Here is a 17,642-nt window from a genome sequence, read left to right on the forward strand (position 1 = left end):
GACGGGTGCTCGGGCTCATTACCTCCTCGGTCGCGGAGCGCAGCGCCCGGGGCATCGCCGCTGCCGTCAGCCGGCTCGTCACCGCCGGTGACCTGCCGGTCGGGACGCGGCTGCCCACCGTGCGCGATGTCGCACGCGCCTTGAGCGTGAGCCCGACAACCGTGAGTGAGGCGTGGCAGAGCCTCGCCCGCGCCGGCGCCATCGAGACCCGCGGCCGCTCCGGATCCTTCGTCGCCGCGCCGCGCTCGTCCCTGCGCTACAGCCAGCTGGCTGGGGCGTCGTCCTTGGCGAGGGACTTCTCCACGGGCGTGCCGGACTACGACCTGCTGCCGTCGCTCACCTCGTCGCTCGCCCGGGTCGGCGACGCCCGGCTGACGCACAGTTACCTCGAAGCCGCCGTCCTGCCGCCCCTGGAGACGGTCCTGCGACGCCGCTGGCCGTACGCGCCGGAGCAACTCACCGTGGTCGACGGCGCGATGGACGCCCTCGACCGGGTCAGCGCCGCGCTGATCCGGCTCGGCGACCGGGTGCTCGTCGAGAATCCCGCCTTCCCGCCGGTGCTCGACCTGCTCGACGCGCTCGGCGCGACCGTGATCGGGGTCCCGCTCGACGCGGACGGGATGCAACCGGACGCGCTCGCCGAGGCGGTGCGGCTCCACGGCCCCGTCGCGGTCTTTTTGCAGCCACGGGCCCACAATCCCACCGGGGTCAGCATGTCGGGGCGGCGCGTGGACGAGCTGGGTGACGTGCTGGCGGCGTACCCGGGAATCATGATCGTGGAGGACGACCACGCGGGTGACATCGCGACGGCGGCCCCGGTCAGCCTCGGCACCCGGCTGCCGGACCGCACCGTGCACATCGCGGGCTTCTCCAAGAGCCACGGGCCCGACCTGCGGCTCGCCGCGATCGGCGGCCCGGCCCGGGTAATCGCCGCCGTCACGGACCGGCGGCTGCTCGGCCCGGGCTGGTCCAGCCGCCTGCTGCAGGCCGTCCTGCTCGACCTGCTGACCTCCACCGACGTCGCCGCCCAGGTGGCGGCCGCCCGCGACGAGTACGCCCGGAGGCGCGCAGCCCTGGTCAAGGCCCTCGCCGGCCAGGGCGCCACCGCCACCGCGGACGACGGCATCAACCTGTGGCTCACCGTCGCCGACCAGCAGGCGGCCATGGTGGAACTCGCCGGTCACGGCATCGCCGTCGCCCCGGGCGCCCCCTTCGACGTCATCCCGTCCGCCACCCAGCACATCCGGATCACCGCCGGCCTGATCCGCGACGACATCCCCGCCCTCGCCGGCCTGTTCGCCTCCGCCGCCCGGGCCGGTGCCCGCGGCGGCGGCTCCCCCCGCCGCCCGCACCCGCGCGGATGGCGCTGACCTGGAGGTTCGCATGACCGACGACCTGCTCAGCCGGCACCGGGCCGTGATGCCGTCCTGGGTGACCGCCTACTACGGCGACGACGCGATCGAACTGGTCTCCGGCTCGGGCCGGCGCGTCACCGACAGCGCCGGCCGCACCTACCTCGACTTCTTCGGCGGCGTGCTGACCACCATGCTCGGCCACGACATCCCCGAGGTGCGCGAGGCGGTCGAGCGGCAGCTGGCCACCGGCATCGTGCACAGCTCCACGCTCTACCTCATCCGGCAGCAGGTCGAGCTGGCCGAGAAGATCGCCCGCGTCTCCGGCATCCCCGACGCCCGCGTCTTCTTCGCCAACTCGGGCACCGAGGCCAACGAGGCCGCGCTCCTCTTCGCCACGAACCACCGCCGCACCAACCAGATCCTCGCCGTGCGCAACAGCTACCACGGCCGGTCGTTCGCCGCGATGGCCGTCACCGGGCACCGCAGCTGGTCCGCCTCGGGCCTGAGCCCGCTGCAGGTGAGCTGGCTCCCCTCCGCGGACCGCCTGCGCGGCCGCATGGCGGGTCTCTCGTCTTCCGAGGTGGTGGAGCGGACGGTCGACGATCTCCGCGAGGTGCTGGCCACGACCACGGCCGGCGACGTCGCGGCGCTGATCGCCGAGCCGATCCAGGGCGTGGGCGGCTTCGTGCACGGCCCGGACGGGCTCCTCGGCGCGGTCAAGAAGGAGCTCGACAACCACGGGATCCTGTTCATCGCCGACGAGGTCCAGACGGGCTGGGGGCGTACCGGCGCGCACTTCTGGGGTTATCAGGCCCACGACGTCCAGCCGGACCTCATCACCTTCGCCAAGGGCATCGGCAACGGCTTCGCCCTGGCCGGCGTGGTCGGCCGCGCCGAGCTGGTCAACGCCGTCCCGGCCACCAGCTTCTCCACCTTCGGCGGCAACCCGGTCGCCACGGCCGCCGGCAACGCCGTCCTCGACTACGTCCTCGACCACGACCTGCAGGCCAACGCCCGCCGCACGGGCGAGATCCTGCTGACCGGCCTGCGCGCCCTCGAGTCCCCGATCGTCGCCGAGGTCCGCGGCCGCGGCCTGATGATCGCCCTGGAGATCTGCCACCCGGGCACCACCGATCCCGACCCGGCCGCCACCGTCCGCATCGCCGACGAATGCCGCCGCGGCGGCCTCCTGATCGGCAAGGGCGGCCTCTACGGCAACGTCCTCCGCATGGGACCGCCCCTGACCCTGACCGACGACGAGGCCCGCGAAGGCCTCGCCATCCTCACGACCGCACTCAGAACAGTCGCCTCGCCAGCGCGGTGAGATCCTCGAGCGGGGTGTCGCCCAGCGCCTGCGCGAGCACCTGGTCGGCACCCGCGTCGAGGTGCTCGCGCAGCCGAGCGGCGACGTTGTCCACGGATCCCAGCGCCACCACGGCGTCGAGGAACGCGTCCGAGCCGCCGTCCGCCAGGTCCTGCTCGGTGAAGCCGCTGCGCAGCCAGTTGGTGCGATAGTTGGTCAGCTGCAGGTAGGGCCGGACCGCCTCGCGCGCCACGGCCGTCTTGTAGCCGAGGGCCACGTGCTGCTCGGGGACGAGCAGCTTGTCCGGGCCGAGCGCCTCCCGAGCCGTACGCGTGTGCTCCGGCGTCGTCAGATAGGGGTGCGCGCCGCCGGTGCGGTCGCGGGAGAGCCGCAGCACCCGCGGGCCGAGCGCGGCGATCACGATCCGCTCGGCGGGGATGCCGGCCTGCTGCAATTCGTCGAGGTACGCGACCAGCGCCTGATAGGGCGTCGCGGCCCGCGGGCCGACGGCCTCCCGGTGGCCGGTGCCCACGCCGAGCACGACGCGCCCCGGGAATCGGCCCTCCACCCGCCGGAACCAGTCGGCGGCAGTCTTTGCCTCGATGGTGAAGATGTTCACGATGCCCGTGGCGACGACGAGGCCCGTGGTCGCCGCCAGCATCTCGTCGGTGCGATCGAGATCATCGGTCGTGACACCACCGAGCCAGAGCGATCCGTAGCCGAGCCCCTCGACGGCCCGCGCGAAGGCGGCATCCGTGTCCCGGCCGCGCCGCCACACCCCGTACTGTCCACCCAAGTCGGTCATCACCCCATTCAAGCACCGCCGCCGGCTCGCCCAGCCGTCGATTCCCGCCGCTGCTGGTGTGCCGCCGCGATCGCCGAGACGACAGCGTCAGCCGGCGCGGCGATGACGGCGTCAGCCGGCGCGGCGCTCGCGGTAGGTGCGGGTCTTGTGGCGGTTGCCGCAGACGGCCATGTCGCACCAGCGGCCGCGGCCGTTGCGGGAGGTGTCGTGGAAGGCCCACCGGCAGTCCGGGGCGGCGCAGAGCTTGAGTCTCGGCCAGTCGCCGCGGGCCGTGCTGCGGGCGGCGGTCTCGACGATGACGTCCAGCCAGGGCCGGCCGGAGCGGGACTGGATGCGCAGCTCGCCGGCGGCATCCACGGCGAGGCGCAGGGGATGCTCGGCCAGCGCCGGCGCGGCCCGGCCGTCGATCGCCGCCCGCAGGGCCTCGCGCAGGGCGATGGCGGCGGCCAGGTCGGCCGGGCGCAACCCGGTGCCGCCCGGCGCCAGGTCGTGCGCCGCCAGCCAGTCCGCCAGCACCCGCGGCGAGGTCAGCCGGTCGCCGGCCACGTGCTGCTCGCCGTGCCGGCTGAAGGTCCGCCCGTCGAGCGTGTTGAGGAACTCCTCGATGAGCCGCAGATCTGCCACGACACCACTGTATCGCTACACCGGTGTTGACTCGGCCGCGACACCGGTATTAGCGTTCAGTGGTGTCTACTTCCCGAGAGCACCTGATCGACGTACCCGAGGCGGAGCTCGAGGACCTGCGGGCCCGGCTGCGCGCGACCCGATGGGCGGAGCCCTGGCCGATCGAGCCCGGGGCCGCGGGCATCGACGGCGACGAGCTGCGCCGGCTGGTCGACTACTGGGCGACCGGATACGACTGGCGCGCACACGAATCCGCCATCAACGCCCTGCCGTCCCACTTCGCCGAGCTCGACGGCACCCGCGTGCACTACCTGCGCTACGACGCCGAGCGGCCCGGGCGGCTGCCGCTGCTGCTCGCCAACGGCTGGCCCAGCTCGTTCCTCGAGCTGACCGGCCTCGCCGAGCGGCTGTCGGCGCCGTCACGGTGGGGCGGCGACCCGGACGACGCGTTCACCGTCATTGTCCCGGCCCTGCCCGGCTACGGGGTGGCGCCGCAGCGGCCCGCGTCCGGCCCGCACACGCACGAGCTGTGGCACCGGCTCATGACCGGCGAGCTCGGTTTCGCCCGCTACGGCGCACACGGATCCGACATCGGCGCCGGGGACGTGAGCCGGCTCGGGCAGGCGTACCCGTCGTCGGTGGCGGGGTTGCATCTGCTGGACACGGCGGCTCCCCCGGCGTACACAAAGGAGAGCCTGACCGACGAGGAGCGCGCCTATCTCGACGCGGAGGAGGCCTGGGCGGTCGACGAGCGCGGCTACTCGCACGAGCAGCAGACCCGGCCGCTGACCCTCGCCCAGGGACTGTCCGACTCGCCCTCCGGCCTGCTCGCCTGGATCCTGGAGAAGTACCGGGTGTGGAGCGCCACCCGCTTCAGCGACGACTTCGTGCTCACCCAGGCGTCGCTGTACTGGTTCACCAACTCGATCTCGACGTCGTTCCGGCCCTACTACGAGCGCCACCACCGGCTCGTCCCGGCCGTCGGCCGCGTCGAGGTGCCGACCGCGGCCGCCCTCTTCCCCGCCGACCTCGGCGCCCGCAAGCCCCGCAGCTGGATCGAGCGCAACTACCACCTGACCCGCTACACCCTGATGCCGCGCGGGGGCCACTTCGCCGCGTACGAGGAGCCCGAGCTGCTCGCCGCCGACCTCACCGCCTTCTTCACATCGCTGACCTGACAGGCGGCCGGCCCGGCAGCCCCTCCGCACCTCGCCGATCCGTCATGCGAGACCGCGACGAGCGCCGCCGGATTCGCCCGCCGGCACCGTCGGCGGGCCAACGACGCCGAAACACTCATGCATCCGGAACGACCTTGACCCCCACGTGAGCCCGATGCCATCGTTTGGCCTGCGACTAGATGCCGAGCGACAAGCGAGGTAACCATGGCATCGATTCACGACCTGACCGCCTACATCCTGCGGAAAGCCGGGCCGACCGGCGGCATGGAGCTGCACAAGCTCCTCTACTACGCGCAGGCCTGGCACCTCGTCAACCAGGAGGAGCCGCTCTTCCCCGACCGCATCGAGGCCTGGCCTCCCGGGCCGGTCATCCCGGACCTGTACGAACACCACCGCGACATCTGGCGGCTCGACGCATGGACCCTCGGCGACGCCGACCGCCTGACGGCCGACGAGCGTGAGTCGGTCGACGGCGTGCTCGACGCCTACGGCACCCTCGGCGACGCCAAGCTGGAAGCGCTGGTGGAGGCGGAGGACCCGTGGCGGGATGCGCGCGCGGGACTCCACCCCATCGAACTCTCGCACAACCCCATCACCCCGGCCGCACTGCGCAAGTACTACGGCTCGCTCGCCACAACCGGCGACGCGCTGCCGATCGCGGAGCTCTCCTGGGACGACTGGGACATGCCGGCGGCGACTGCCTGAGCGACCGACATGCCTGACAAGAGAACGAAGACTCGAAGCGTCATCGCACAGGACACCACGCATGTGCTGCCCGAGGCCGGCGAGCACGGGCTGCTCTTCTCCTTCCGCTACGCCGACCACGGCTACCAGGGGAAATGGGCCTGGCCGCAAGCCACCGCCGCGGAGGAGGTGCTCAACTTCTTCTGTCACGTCGGCGCCTCGACCTGGCACGAGGTCAGGGCACAACTCTTCAGTTCGCGGAGCGGCAGCCATCGCAAGCACCACGACCAGCGCGTCGACTCCCTGTGCCCGGAGGCGCGACAGCGTATCGCCATGCTCAACCATCGGCAGATGTTCGGCGATCGCATCTTCCGGTTCCGCGTCGGCGGCCGGAAACGCCTCTGGGGATTCGTGAAGGGCGGAGTGTTCTACGTCCTGTGGTGGGACCCGGAGCACCAGGTCTATCCCACCGGCAAGGACTGAGCCACGCTCAGGAGAGCAGGGTGGCGGCCAGGGCGCCGGTCGCGGCGATCATCTCGGCCGCCACCCAGGGCAGGCTGCGCCGGATCGCGGTGTGCTTGCGGACCGCGATCGCCACCAGGACCGCCGCGTGCGACCAGGCCTGCTCCCGGCTTCGGTCACCGTGGGCGTCGGTCAGGGCTCGGGAGACGATGTCGTACGGGAGGAAGCCCGCCGCGGCGTCCGTCGCGCCCCCGGTCAGCCGGGGTGTGACGGCGGCCAGCAGGTGCCGGGCGGCGCCGCCGGCGCACAGGACGGTCGCGGCGACGAGGGCGAGGCCGATGGCGGGTGCCTCGGGGGCGCGGTCGGAGACGAGGGCCACGGCGCCGCAGACCAGTGCCGCCAGGGAGGCGACCTTGCCGTCGCCCGCGCGGATCACCGTCTGCAGGGAGTCGGTCAGCGCCAGCGCGAGCCGCAGATCGGCAGCGCCCGCCGAAGCGGTTCGCCGGCCGCGAGCCGGGGATGCGGACGTGGGGGCGGGGCGGAGGCGGCGCGGTGTGGTCATGGCTTCAGTGAAAGCGCTCCCCCGCGATGGAACACCGTCGAAGTAGCCGATGCCGGATTGCCGACAGGGTCAGAGCGGGACGAGGCGGGCGGCGAGGGCGACGGCGTTGAGGTCGCCCTCGCGGAGGCGGTGGGCGGCGTCCGGCTCGCCCAGGCTGACCAGGCGCTCGGCCGTCGTGTCGATGAGGCGGGCGTCGCCGCTGAGCAGTTTGCGGGCGATGGTTGCCTGGGTGGGGCTGAGTTCGGCGTACGCGCACTGGTCGAGCGCCGCGATGGTGTCCTCGTCGAGGGTGCCGGCCAGGGCGCGCTCGGTGACGACGCGCAGCAGCCAGGAGGGCCACCAGCTGTAGCGGCCGATGAGGTGGCCGGAGCGGATGGCGTCGGCGGGGCGCTGGCCGCCGTCGAGCAGGCGCAGGGTGAGCGGGATGTCGAAGCGTTCGAGGCGCAGGGCCGTGACGAAGAGGCTCCGGAGGCGCGGCTTGCTGACGACGGCGGACGCCGACGCCGCGGCGGAGGCGAAGTCGCCGCGCATGGCGGTCAGCAGGATCGCGGCCTCCTCGGTGGCGATGGCCGAGCCGGTGGCGCGTTCCTCGATGCGGGCGAGGGTGCGTTCGAGGCGCTCGACGGCCTCCTGGGCGTGGGCGGCCCGCTCCGGGATCGAGGGGCGTTCGAGGTGCCGGATGACGGTGTCGGTGCCGAGCTTGACCTCGCGGCGCAGCAGGGGCGCCTGGATCTTGGGCAGGACCAGGTCGGCGAGGCCCTCGAGGAGGTAGGCGCGGTCGAACCGGTCGGAGGCGGCCAGGAACTCGGCCCACCAGGTGGCGTCCACATCCCCAGATTAGCGGACAAACAGGCCCAAGCCGGGCCCCTGCGTCAACAGGGGCCCGGCCGGCGGGAAAACCTAGGACGCCGGGGTCAGGACGACCTGGTCGCTGCCGGACTGCGGCGGGGTGCCGGTGTCCGTGTACTCGGCGACGAACACCGCGGTCAGGTTCGACGCGCCGGCGTGACCGGCGTCGAGGAACGTGGTGATCGAGCCGGTGCAGCCGGACGCCGTGGAGAGCGGGTGCCCGTGCTGGTCGTGGCCCAGGATGTAGGTGACGGTGACCCGCGAGCAGTCCACGGGCTGGTCGTCGGTGACGGTGACCTCGTAGGTGACCGTGTCACCGAACTGGAACGGCTGGCCCTCCTGCGGTGTGACGAAGGTGACCACGGGTGCGGCCGTGCCGACCGGGAGGATGACCTCGGCGGCGGCCCAGCGGCCGGTCGGGTCGGTCACCTTGAGGGTCGGGCGGTAGTTGCCGTTCTCGGTGAAGGTGTAGACCGCGTTGGCCTGGCGGGAGTCGATGATCCCGTCGTTGTTGAAGTCCCAGGCGTAGCGCAGCGAGTCGCCGTCGGGGTCGGTGGCGGTGCTCGTGAACGTCACGGTCAGCGGGGCCTCGCCGCTGGTGGGGTTGGCGGCGATGGAGACCGAGGGCGAGCGGTTGCCGCGTACGTAGTCGATGCGGGCAAGCTGTGCCTCGGGGTTCTCGCTGAAGTAGCCGTCGCCGTACTCGAGGACGTAGAGCGCGCCGTCGGGGCCGAACTCGAGGTCCATCGGGTTGTCGAAGACGAACGACGGGAGCACATCCTCGATCTTGGTGACCTGGTTGTCCTCGTCGAGCGTCAGCGCCTTGACCCAGTCGCGGGTCCACTCGGCCAGCAGCGGCTTGCCGTCGTAGAAGCGAGGCCACTTGGTCTGCGACTTGTTCGAGGCACTGTAGTGGTACTCGGGGCCACCCATCGGCCCGATGCCCCCGGTGCCCAGCTCGGGGAACTCGGGGCTGAGGCCGTACCCGTAGATGATCTCGGCCTTCTCGACCGGCGGGAGGCTGCGCTTGCCGGTGTTGTGGGGCGAGTCGTTGACCGGCGCGGCGCAGTTGAACGGCGCGCCGGAGGTGCGGGTGGCGAAGTCGAAGTCCACGTACGGCAGGTCGGGCGCGACGCAGTACGGCCACCCGTAGTTGGCGGGCTTGTCGATGGCCATCCAGCGGCCGCGGCCGTCCGGGCCCCGCTGCGGGTTGGCCGTGTTCGCGTCCGGCGAGTAGTCGCCGACGTAGACGACGCCCTCGGGCGACACGGTGAAGCGGAACGGGTTGCGCAGGCCCATGGCGTAGATCTCGGGCCGGGTCTTGGCGGTGCCGGCCTTGAAGAGGTTGCCCTTCGGGATCGTGTACGACCCGTTGGCCCCGACCTTGATCCGCAGCACCTTGCCGCGCAGGTCGTTGGTGTTGCCGGCGGTCCGCTGCGCGTCGAAGGCCGGGTTGCGGTCCGCGCGCTCGTCCAGCGGCGCGTAGCCGTCGGACTCGAACGGGTTGCTGTCGTCGCCGGTGGACAGGTAGAGGTTGCCCGCGGCGTCGAAGTCGATCTTGCCGCCGACGTGGCAGCAGATGCCGCGGTCGGTGGGCACCTGGAGGATCTTCTGCTCGGTGCTCAGCGCCAGCGTGTTGCCGTTCAGCTTGAAGCGCGACAGCTGCATGTGGCCCTTGAACGGCGCGAAGTCGTCGGCCGTTCCGGTGAACGGCGCGTCGCCCTCGTTGACCGTGGGCGTCGCCGGGTCGTCCGACGGCGTGTTCAGCACCGGCGAGTAGTAGATGTAGACCCACTTGTTGGTCTTGAAGTTGTTGTCGATCGCGATGCCCTGCACGCCCTCCTCGTCGTGCAGGTAGACCGGGATCCGCGCGGCGAGGAAGTTCTCGCCGGTCTTCGGGTCGTTGATGCGTACCTCACCCTTGCGTGCCGTGTGCAGCACGCGCTTGTCCGGCAGGACCGCGAGGGCGATCGGCTCGCCGGGGAAGTCGTTGAGGGTGACCTTCTGGAAGCTGGAGTCGGGCGGCGGCGCCGCGGCGGGCGCGGCGGAGACCCCGGCGGACGGCACCCAGAGGGCGGTCGCCACCAGCAGAGCCCCGGGTACGGCCGTGAACAGTCGCTTCATGGAGCCTCCCCTTCTCTAGAAGCGCAGCGTGTCGAGGAACTGGAAGCCGCGGCGCGCGGTGATCAGCGCGTCGGCGGGCGTGCGTGGCGGGCTGCCGGCGTCGTCGCGTTCCACGATGTACTCGATGAGTCCCGCCTCGCGGGAGTGGTCGAAGATGCGGCCGAAGTCGATGAACCCGTCGCCCGGGTCGGCGAAGCTCCCCGAGGGGGCGAGGTCCTTGACGTGCACCTGGCGGATCCGGCCCCGGTTGCGCCCGATGAGGTCGACCGGATCGGCCGCGCCGCGGAAGGCCCAGAAAAGATCCACTTCCAGGTGTACGAGACCCGGGTCGGTCTCGCGGGTCAGCACGTCGAAGCCGGTGAGCTTGCCGCCGTCCTGCCGCGCGAACTCGTTGTGGTGGTTGTGGTAGCCGAACGACAGCCCGTGCTTGCGGGCCAGCTTGCCGGCCTTGTTGAGGTCCTTGGCGAAGGCCTTCCACACCGCGCTGTCGCGGATCGGGTTGCCCGCGGAGTCGGTCCCGAAGTACGGGTGGACGATGTACTTGTTGCCGACGATGTTCGCGTCCTCGAGCGCCGCCTCCCAGGTGGCGGCGTTGAAGGGCTGTGGGATGCCGACGTGCCCCGAGGTGGCGCGCAGGCCGGCGCGGCGCAGGGCGGCCCGGAACTCGGTGGCCGTGCGCCCGACGAAGCCGGCGTGCTCGACCCGGCGGTAGCCGATGGCGGCGAGCTCGGCGAGGCTGGCGTCGAGGTCGATGGCGAGCTGGTTGCGCAGCGTGTAGAGCTGGACGCTGATCTGGTCGCGCGGCACGCGCGTGAGGTGGCCCTTGCTGCCGCCGGCCATGGCGGCGGAGGGAAGCACGGTGGCCGCGGCGGCGCCGGCCGCGGCGGCGCCCAGGATGCCTCTGCGGCTGATATTGGGTGGGTTCTGCATCGTCTTTGCACTGCCTCCCGGTCGATGGTGCGGGATTGATGCTGCTCGAAGCTCCGGCCTGATGTTAATCACAGGTTTCGCTCTCGTGGCAAAAAGAATCTTCGGAATATGCAAAAGTTCAGCGCGGCCGGTGCATAAGTCCACGTCAACACGGACAGGACGGGCATCGACACGGGCTGCGATCCTGGGAGGCATGCTGAGCTTTGCGTCCCTTGTGGTCGCCGCGCTGGCCCTGCTCGTCTCGGCCGGAGTAGCGTGGCGCCAGCTGAACTACATGCGCCACGGCACGATGCTGCCGGTGGCGCTCGACATGTTCGCCGAGTTCCGCACGCCGCAGTTCCGCACCTGCATGCGCTATCTCACCGAGGACCTGCACCGGGAGCACCCGCCCGGCGAGGAGGGGATCCTCTCCCTGCCCGACGACGTCCGGGCCCTGGTCGTCCCGGCGGTGAGCTACTTCAACAACCTGGGCCTGCTCGTGGCGCAGCGCGTGGTGGACCCGGACGTCGTCCGCGGCTTCATGAACCACTCGATCCTGCGGGCCTGGGACCGCACGGCGCCCTACATCCGGGTGGAGCGGGCCCGCCGCAACGACCCGGCCTACTACCAGTACTTCGAGCACCTGGCGGCCGTCTGCCTGCGCCCGGGCAAGGCCCCGGAGCTCGACAAGGTGCCCGACGGCTGGAGCTACGACGTCACGCCGTACGTACGGCCGAGGAAGCCAGCATCCTAGTCATCGCCGCCGCGTCCATCGGCGCGGCGAGGTGATAGCCCTGCCCGAGCGTGTAGCCGAGCGCCTGCAGCCGGTCCGCCTGCGCCTGGTTCTCGATGCCCTCGGCCACGGTGTCCAGCCGCAGCGCCGAGGCCAGCTGGATGACCGCCCGGGCCACCGCCTGCCGGGCGTCGCGGGCCACCGGGTCGGCGTCCTCGATCTCGATGCCGTCCACGAACGACTTGTCCAGCTTGACGATCGCCGCGGGGAAGGCGCGCAGCAGGCTCAGCGACGACTCCCCCGTGCCGAAGTCGTCGAGGGCCAGCTTGATGCCGAGGCTGTCCAGCTCGTGCAGGGTCCGCGAGACCTGGGTGCCGCGCAGCGCCGCGGACTCGGTGAGCTCCAGCACCAGCCGGTCGGCGGGCAGGCCCGACTCGGCGAGGGCGGCAAGCACGTCGGTGACGAAGTCGGGGTCGTGCAGCTGGCGGGCGGACACGTTGACGCCCGGCTTCTGCAGGGCGTCCGGGCCGAACTCGGCGAACCACTTGGCGGCCTGCACGCACGTCTCGCGCAGCACGAAGCGGCCCAGGGGGACGATCAGGCCCGTACGCTCGGCCGCCGGCACGAACTCGCCCGGCGGCACCGGCCCGCGCACCGGGTGGTGCCACCGCACGAGGGCCTCGACGCCGATGACGCGCCCGGTGGCCAGCTCGACCACCGGCTGGTAGACGACGCCGAACTCGCCCTGGTCCAGGGCGCGGCGCAGCTCCCCGCCCAGGCGCATGTGGGCGACCACGGGCTCGGCCATGCCCGGCTGGTAGCGGACGCAGGAGGCCTTGCCGCGCTGCTTGGCCGCGTACATGGCGATGTCGGCCTCCCGCAGGACGTTCTCGACCGCGCCCGGCCCCGCGGTCGCGATGCCGATGCTGGCCTGCACCAGCAACCGGTGCGCCCCGAGCGGCTCGTTGAGGGCGTCGAGGATGCCGCGGGCCACCGGCTCTCCCGGCTCGCCGCCGGGCAGGAGCACGGCGAACTCATCACCCCCGATGCGTACGGGCATGCCGCCGCTGCGGCGCAGCACCGCCGCGAAGGCCGTCAGCAACTCGTCCCCGACGTCGTGCCCGAGCGAGTCGTTGACCGTCTTGAAGTCGTCCAGGTCCACGAGCAGCACCGTGGCCCCGGAGCCCGCCGAGGCGAGGGCCGCCCGGAAGGTCGCGCGGTTCGCCAGCCCGGTCAGCGCGTCGTGGCCGGCCTCGTACTGCAGCCGTTCCTCCTGGCGGCGCAGGCCGGCGAGCAGCCGCTGGTTCTCGCGGGCCGACAGGAACTGCCGCACGGCCACCAGCACGCTCGCCACCACCGCGGCCGCCAGCGTCACCCGGTCCGGCCACTCGGGACGCCCGATCGCCACGGCCAGCAGGGAGATGCTGACCGCGGCGATGGCGACGTACGGGAGCGGGGAGAGGGTCCGGCGCGCGGGCCGCCGCCGGCCGAGCGAGGCTTTCCACTGCTGGTGTACGGCCACCGCGACCAGCACCGGCGCCAGCGGCAGCACCACGGCCTGCGCCGGGGCGGCACCGGGATCGCCGAAGGTCGAGCCGAGCACGGCGACGCCGGTGCCGGTGAGCCCGACCGCGGCGACCAGGCGCATCGCCGTCCGGTCGACCGGCCCGTCGTCGCCCAGACAGGACACCTTGGTGATGCTGCCGAGCGAGAAGAGGAAGGCGACACCGACCACGGACAGCGTCTGGGGGCTCCACGGGTCGGGCACGGTGATCATCGGGGCAAGTCCGAAGTGCCACAGCAGCGTGCCGCAGCCCACGAACGCGATGGCCCGGTCGAGGAACATGCGCCGGCGCTCCCTCGGGCCGGCCACCTTGACGGGCACCAGCGCGACCGCGGCCATCACGGCGCCGAAGCCCATGATGACGCAGAGCGCCGCCGGGACGGGCATGTCGGCGGCCAGGGCGTCGTCGCCGTGGCGGAAGGCGTTGCCGGCGGACAGGGCGTACCCGGCGGTCATCAGCACCGCCCCGGCCAGCACCAGGTCCCAGAAGCGCCGGGCCAGCACGTCGGCGCGGACCACGGCCCGCAGCCGCCACACGGCGGCGATCGCGAGGACGCCGCCGGCCGGCACGGTCACGTACGCGACGGCGACCGGGCCGGCGCCGGTGAGCGCCCAGACGGCGTACCAGACCCAGCTCGCCAGGGTCAGCGCGCCGACGGCCGCCACGAACCGCCACGGCACCCGCGGGCCGCCACCCGCAAGATCCTGCGAAGTCACCAGCCCACGCTGCACCACGACGGACGTGAATACCATCCGCGAAACGGCCCATCGGCCGAAAGTCGCACTCCCGCGGGCACCGGCCCCTCCCCCGGCCCGATGCGCGTGCCCGGCGCGGGCGGCCAAGCTGGGCGGCATGACCACGGACCACCTCGCCACCGCGGCGCTCGCCCACGCCGACACCCTCGTCCTCGACTATCTGGCGGCGCTGTGGGCCGCGACCGAGGACATCGAGCCGGGCCTGCGGGACGAACTCATGACGACCGTCGCCGACTACATCGCCCTGCGCCGCGCCGGCGAGGACCCCTCGGTGGCACTGCAGCGCCTCGGCCCGCCCGGCGCCCTGGCCGACTCGGTCCGCCGCGGCCGCATCCCGGTCCATCTGCGTACCCCCGCGCGCCCAGCGGTCGCACAGCCGCCTGCCGCGCCGCCCGCCCCTGCCGCGGACGCCGTCGCGCTGGGCCTGCTCACCGCCGGGTCCGTCTTCCTCCCGGGTGCGGGACCCCTGGCCGGTACGGTCATCGCGCTCGCGTCTCCACGCTGGACCGCCGGCCCGAAGGTCGCCGCCGCGGCCCTGTCCACCGGATCGGTGCTGCTGTCGTTCCTCGTCCTCGTGGCCGCCCTGTCGACCAGCCTGAGCCTCCCCGGGCTGGTCATCTCCTACATCCTCGGCATCGCCGGCGCCAACCTCGCCGCGGTCACGCTCCTGCCCGGCTTCCGCGCCTCCCGCTGACCCGCCGTAGGCTCGGGGAATGGATCCGGAGTGGCAGGCGCAGCGGGACCGCGCTGTCGCGGCCCACGCGGCGGATCTGGCCCGGCGGGCGGCGGCCGAGGCGGAGCAGGCCGCCGCGATGCTGCGCGAGTTCGTCGCCGCGGCCCGGGCTCGCGACCTGGCGCCGGCGCCCCTGACCGCGCGCTCCTACGGCGGCGCGCGCTACCGGACGACGCTGCGCGGCTGGTACCTGCGCCGCGACCAGTCGATGGCCGTCGCCGAGGACGGCCTGTTCTACCTGCTGACCGTGCCCGCGTCGCTCGCGGCCCGGCTCACCGGCGCCCGGATCGAGCCGGCCACGCCCCGCCTGGTGCTCGGCGAGGGCGGCCGCGACGGCGAGCGCATCCCGCTCCGCGCCGTCCTCGACCGCCTGCTCGCCGGGTGAGGGTGGGCAGTTTCAGAGGCTCCGGCCGCCGGACAGGTCGATGATCGCACCGGTCTGCTCGCGCAGGGACTGTCAGCCGAGCGGGTCGGACAGCAGCGGGTCGAGGGCGAGCTCGGCGGCGCCGATCAGGGCGGCGTCCGGGCCGAGGGTGGCCGCGCGCAGCTGGAGGTGCTTGCGGGAGGCGGGCAGGGCCATCGAGTTGAGGCGGCGGCGGACGGCGTGCGCGGCGGCCTCGTAGACCGCGCTGAGCGTGCCGCCGAAGACGACCAGGTCGGGGTTGAAGACGTTGACCAGGTTGGCGACGCCGAAGCCGAGCCAGTCGCCGACGCGCTCGAGGGCGTGGGCGGCGCGCTGGTCGCCGAGGGCTGCCGCCCGTACGACGGTCAGGGTCCCCACCTCGGGGGCCGGCACCAGGCCGGCCAGCCGGAGCAGCGCCTCGGGCCCGATCTCGGTCTCCCAGCAGCCGCGCGAGCCGCACCCGCAGCGGCGGCCCTCGGGGTTGACGACCATGTGCCCGACCCGGCCGCTGTGCCCGCTGTGGCCCAGCACCAGCCGGCCGCCGGTGACGATGCCCGCGCTGACACCGATGTCGCCGTGCAGGTAGAGCAGGTCGTCCACGCCGGCCGCGACCCCCCGGGTGTGCTCGGCGAGGGCGGCGATGTCCGCGAGGTCACCCGCCACGAAGCCGGACAGCCCGAGCTCCGCGTCGAGCGCGGCGGTCAGGGTGGCGTCGATGCCGGCGACGTCGGCGCTGCCGGCGCGGGTCGTGTCGGCGACCGCGACGGCGCCGCCGGCACACCGGGTGTCCGGGGCCGGCTCGAACGACCGGACGAGACCGGCGAGCAGCGGCACGGTGTCGAGCAGCGCCGCGTCCCGGGGGCGCGGGGCCTCGCGCAGGGCGAGGATGTGCCCGCCGAGGCCGACCTGGGCGGCGCGCAGGCGGTCGGGCTCGATGCTCAGGGCGTTCGCGTAGACGGCGGCGGATCGGGGGCTGACCAGCAGCGACGGCCGGCCGGCCCGGCGCGTGGCGTCGCCCGGGGCGGGGCGCTCCTCGGTGACCAGGCCCGCCGCGGTCAGCTCGGCGGCGAGGGCGCCGATGGTGCTGCGGTTGAGCCCGAGCCGGCTGGTCAGCTCGGCGCGCGTGGTCGGGCCGTGGACGTGGACGTGGCGGAGCACGGCGCCCAGGTTGTTGCGGCGCACCTCGTCCTGGCCCGCGGCGTAGCGCGCGGACCCCTGCTGGTCGGCGGCCGGAACTCCGCGGCGCAGCGGCAGCACCACGGGCGGGCTCCCTTCCGGACGTGACGGCAACGATGATCATGACACGAAACGGACACGGCGGCACCAGCGCGGTGAACCGGTTAAGAAACTGTGCGGAAAACGGCGATGGGTCCCCGGAGACGGACTCCGGGGACCCAAGGGCCGTCAATGTGCTGCGGCGGGTGTCACTTGGTGAGCGGGGCCAGCTTCGGGTCGTTGGCGTAGGCCTCGGCCGCGTTGGCCTTGGTCACGGCGACCGGGGGAAGCAGGTAGGTCGGGACGACCTTGGTGCCGTTGTTGTACGACTTGGTGTCGTTGATCTGCGGCTCCTGACCACCCTGGAGCGCCTTGACCATGTTGATGCTTTCCTTGACCAGGTTGCGCGTGTCCTTGTTGATGGTCATGTACTGCTCGCCGTTCATGATGGACTTGACCGACTCCACCTCGGAGTCCTGGCCGGTGACCACCGGGACGGTCTTGCCGCGGCTCTTGATCGACTGGATGATCGCGCGGGCCAGCGTGTCGTTCGGGGAGAGGACGCCGTCCAGCTCCTTGCTGCCGTAGGTGGAGGTCAGCAGCTGGTCCATGCGGGCCTGCGCACCCTCGGCCTTCCAGCCCTGGATGGCGGTCTGCTTGACCTCCTTCTGGCCCGAGCCGACCACGACGTTGCCCTTGTCGATCTCCGGCTGGAGCACGTCCATGGCGCCCTGGAAGAAGACACCGGCGTTGTTGTCGTCGGGCGAGCCCGAGAACAGCTCGATGGTGTAGGGGCCGGTCGGCTTCTTGGCCTTCATGCCGTCCAGCAGGGCCTGGCCCTGGAGCTGGCCGACCTTGCGGTTGTCGAACGCGACGTAGTAGTCGAGGTCCGGCGTGTTGAGGATCAGGCGGTCGTACGCGATGACCTTGGCACCGGCGGCGTGCGCGGCGGCGACCTGGGTCGACAGCTGCGCGGCGTCGGTCGCGCCGATGATGATGACCTTGGCGCCCTTGGTCGTCATCGCGGTGATCTGCTGCTGCTGGTCGGCGACCGTGGTCGACGCACCGGCGTACTGGACGTCGGCCTGGAAGCCGGCTTCCTTGAGGCCGTTGGTGAACAGGTCACCGGCGAGGACCCAGTTCTCCGAGGTCTTGGCGGGCAGCGCCACGCCGATCACGGAGTTGGCCTCGAAGCCCTTGGCGCTGCCACTGTCGCCGCTGCCACTGTCGTCGCCCTCGCGGCCGGAGCCACAGGCGGTCAGGGCCAGCATCGCGATGGCGCCGACGGCCACCGACTTGCCGAAGAAGTTCCGCATTTCGGGGTTGAACCCTTCTGGTGAGATGTAACGGGGTGAGAGGGGGGTGGGTGGCCGTTGCCGGCCA

At 72.5% G+C, this 17,642-nt stretch carries 17 protein-coding genes; 8 read left to right on the plus strand and 9 right to left on the minus strand.

Annotation, left to right across the window (positions count from 1 at the left end; genetic code table 11):
• Positions 1-5: 5 nt before the first annotated feature.
• Both RBH18_RS02115 and RBH18_RS02120 read left to right on the plus strand, forming a co-directional pair.
• Complete coding sequence (locus tag RBH18_RS02115; protein WP_306204105.1) at positions 6-1,370, plus strand: aminotransferase-like domain-containing protein; 1,365 nt, start codon at positions 6-8, stop codon at positions 1,368-1,370.
• 13 nt (positions 1,371-1,383) lie between these two features.
• A complete protein-coding gene (locus tag RBH18_RS02120; RefSeq protein WP_306204106.1) occupies positions 1,384-2,679 on the plus strand; it encodes an aspartate aminotransferase family protein in 1,296 nt (431 codons plus the stop codon).
• Here the strand turns inward: RBH18_RS02120 and RBH18_RS02125 are convergent.
• Positions 2,651-3,463: a TIGR03620 family F420-dependent LLM class oxidoreductase gene (locus RBH18_RS02125; protein WP_306204107.1), complete on the minus strand. Its 813-nt coding sequence runs from the start codon at positions 3,461-3,463 to the stop codon at positions 2,651-2,653. The two genes, RBH18_RS02120 and RBH18_RS02125, sit on opposite strands and share 29 nt — an antisense overlap.
• Positions 3,464-3,574: 111 nt before the next feature.
• Positions 3,575-4,087 (minus strand): CGNR zinc finger domain-containing protein, encoded by a 513-nt coding sequence (locus tag RBH18_RS02130; RefSeq protein WP_306204108.1) that lies wholly within the window; start codon positions 4,085-4,087, stop codon positions 3,575-3,577.
• A gap of 62 nt (positions 4,088-4,149) precedes the next feature.
• Here RBH18_RS02130 and RBH18_RS02135 point away from each other — a divergent pair, with 62 nt between their 5' ends.
• The 3 genes from RBH18_RS02135 to RBH18_RS02145 all read left to right on the plus strand — a co-directional run bounded on the left by RBH18_RS02135 (position 4,150) and on the right by RBH18_RS02145 (position 6,432).
• Positions 4,150-5,265 (plus strand): epoxide hydrolase family protein, encoded by a 1,116-nt coding sequence (locus tag RBH18_RS02135; protein ID WP_306204109.1) that lies wholly within the window; start codon positions 4,150-4,152, stop codon positions 5,263-5,265.
• A 204-nt stretch (positions 5,266-5,469) separates the two neighbouring features.
• Complete coding sequence (locus tag RBH18_RS02140) at positions 5,470-5,970, plus strand: Panacea domain-containing protein (RefSeq protein ID WP_306204111.1); 501 nt, start codon at positions 5,470-5,472, stop codon at positions 5,968-5,970.
• A gap of 9 nt (positions 5,971-5,979) precedes the next feature.
• Positions 5,980-6,432 carry a hypothetical protein gene (locus RBH18_RS02145; RefSeq protein WP_306204112.1) on the plus strand — a complete coding sequence of 151 codons (453 nt, stop codon included), beginning with the start codon at positions 5,980-5,982 and terminating at the stop codon, positions 6,430-6,432.
• Positions 6,433-6,439: 7 nt separating this feature from the next.
• Here RBH18_RS02145 and RBH18_RS02150 read toward each other — a convergent pair whose 3' ends face one another.
• The 4 genes from RBH18_RS02150 to RBH18_RS02165 all read right to left on the minus strand — a co-directional run bounded on the left by RBH18_RS02150 (position 6,440) and on the right by RBH18_RS02165 (position 10,876).
• Positions 6,440-6,973, minus strand: a complete 534-nt coding sequence (locus RBH18_RS02150; RefSeq protein WP_306204113.1) for a hypothetical protein — start codon at positions 6,971-6,973, stop codon at positions 6,440-6,442.
• A gap of 69 nt (positions 6,974-7,042) precedes the next feature.
• Positions 7,043-7,801: a hypothetical protein gene (locus RBH18_RS02155; protein ID WP_306204114.1), complete on the minus strand. Its 759-nt coding sequence runs from the start codon at positions 7,799-7,801 to the stop codon at positions 7,043-7,045.
• A 72-nt stretch (positions 7,802-7,873) separates the two neighbouring features.
• On the minus strand, positions 7,874-9,946 hold the full coding sequence (locus tag RBH18_RS02160) for a PQQ-dependent sugar dehydrogenase (protein WP_306204115.1): 2,073 nt from the start codon (positions 9,944-9,946) through the stop codon (positions 7,874-7,876).
• A 15-nt stretch (positions 9,947-9,961) separates the two neighbouring features.
• Entirely contained in the window at positions 9,962-10,876 is a 915-nt protein-coding gene (locus tag RBH18_RS02165) for a sugar phosphate isomerase/epimerase family protein (RefSeq protein WP_306204116.1), read from the minus strand.
• Positions 10,877-11,069: 193 nt separating this feature from the next.
• On the opposite strand from RBH18_RS02165, the gene RBH18_RS02170 reads away from it, so the two are divergent.
• Positions 11,070-11,609, plus strand: coding sequence for a DUF4760 domain-containing protein (locus RBH18_RS02170; RefSeq protein WP_306204118.1), 540 nt, complete (start codon positions 11,070-11,072; stop codon positions 11,607-11,609).
• Here the strand turns inward: RBH18_RS02170 and RBH18_RS02175 are convergent.
• Entirely contained in the window at positions 11,572-13,869 is a 2,298-nt protein-coding gene (locus tag RBH18_RS02175) for a putative bifunctional diguanylate cyclase/phosphodiesterase (RefSeq protein ID WP_306204120.1), read from the minus strand. The two genes, RBH18_RS02170 and RBH18_RS02175, sit on opposite strands and share 38 nt — an antisense overlap.
• Before the next feature lie 136 nt (positions 13,870-14,005).
• Between RBH18_RS02175 and RBH18_RS02180 the strand changes: the two genes are divergently transcribed.
• Together RBH18_RS02180 and RBH18_RS02185 are read left to right on the plus strand one after the other, a co-directional pair.
• Positions 14,006-14,602: a hypothetical protein gene (locus RBH18_RS02180; protein ID WP_306204121.1), complete on the plus strand. Its 597-nt coding sequence runs from the start codon at positions 14,006-14,008 to the stop codon at positions 14,600-14,602.
• Positions 14,603-14,621: 19 nt separating this feature from the next.
• Complete coding sequence (locus RBH18_RS02185; RefSeq protein WP_306204122.1) at positions 14,622-15,026, plus strand: hypothetical protein; 405 nt, start codon at positions 14,622-14,624, stop codon at positions 15,024-15,026.
• Positions 15,027-15,098: 72 nt separating this feature from the next.
• Here RBH18_RS02185 and RBH18_RS02190 read toward each other — a convergent pair whose 3' ends face one another.
• A complete protein-coding gene (locus tag RBH18_RS02190; protein WP_372338841.1) occupies positions 15,099-16,301 on the minus strand; it encodes an ROK family protein in 1,203 nt (400 codons plus the stop codon).
• 167 nt (positions 16,302-16,468) lie between these two features.
• Positions 16,469-17,575: a sugar ABC transporter substrate-binding protein gene (locus RBH18_RS02195; RefSeq protein ID WP_306204123.1), complete on the minus strand. Its 1,107-nt coding sequence runs from the start codon at positions 17,573-17,575 to the stop codon at positions 16,469-16,471.
• Positions 17,576-17,642: the final 67 nt, after the last annotated feature.

This window comes from Actinoplanes oryzae (assembly GCF_030757795.1).
Lineage (GTDB): Bacteria > Actinomycetota > Actinomycetes > Mycobacteriales > Micromonosporaceae > Actinoplanes.

What these genes read in the sequence shown, in the direction of transcription:
- RBH18_RS02165 (WP_306204116.1), bottom strand. Translation starts at nt 10,876, where the DNA reads ATGCAGAACCCACCCAATATCAGCCGCAGAGGCATCCTGGGCGCCGCC.
- RBH18_RS02150 (WP_306204113.1), bottom strand. Translation starts at nt 6,973, where the DNA reads ATGACCACACCGCGCCGCCTCCGCCCCGCCCCCACGTCCGCATCCCCG.
- RBH18_RS02180 (WP_306204121.1), top strand. Translation starts at nt 14,006, where the DNA reads ATGACCACGGACCACCTCGCCACCGCGGCGCTCGCCCACGCCGACACC.
- RBH18_RS02140 (WP_306204111.1), top strand. Translation starts at nt 5,470, where the DNA reads ATGGCATCGATTCACGACCTGACCGCCTACATCCTGCGGAAAGCCGGG.
- RBH18_RS02120 (WP_306204106.1), top strand. Translation starts at nt 1,384, where the DNA reads ATGACCGACGACCTGCTCAGCCGGCACCGGGCCGTGATGCCGTCCTGG.
- RBH18_RS02125 (WP_306204107.1), bottom strand. Translation starts at nt 3,463, where the DNA reads ATGACCGACTTGGGTGGACAGTACGGGGTGTGGCGGCGCGGCCGGGAC.
- RBH18_RS02145 (WP_306204112.1), top strand. Translation starts at nt 5,980, where the DNA reads ATGCCTGACAAGAGAACGAAGACTCGAAGCGTCATCGCACAGGACACC.
- RBH18_RS02195 (WP_306204123.1), bottom strand. Translation starts at nt 17,575, where the DNA reads ATGCGGAACTTCTTCGGCAAGTCGGTGGCCGTCGGCGCCATCGCGATG.
- RBH18_RS02185 (WP_306204122.1), top strand. Translation starts at nt 14,622, where the DNA reads ATGGATCCGGAGTGGCAGGCGCAGCGGGACCGCGCTGTCGCGGCCCAC.
- RBH18_RS02160 (WP_306204115.1), bottom strand. Translation starts at nt 9,946, where the DNA reads ATGAAGCGACTGTTCACGGCCGTACCCGGGGCTCTGCTGGTGGCGACC.
- RBH18_RS02170 (WP_306204118.1), top strand. Translation starts at nt 11,070, where the DNA reads ATGCTGAGCTTTGCGTCCCTTGTGGTCGCCGCGCTGGCCCTGCTCGTC.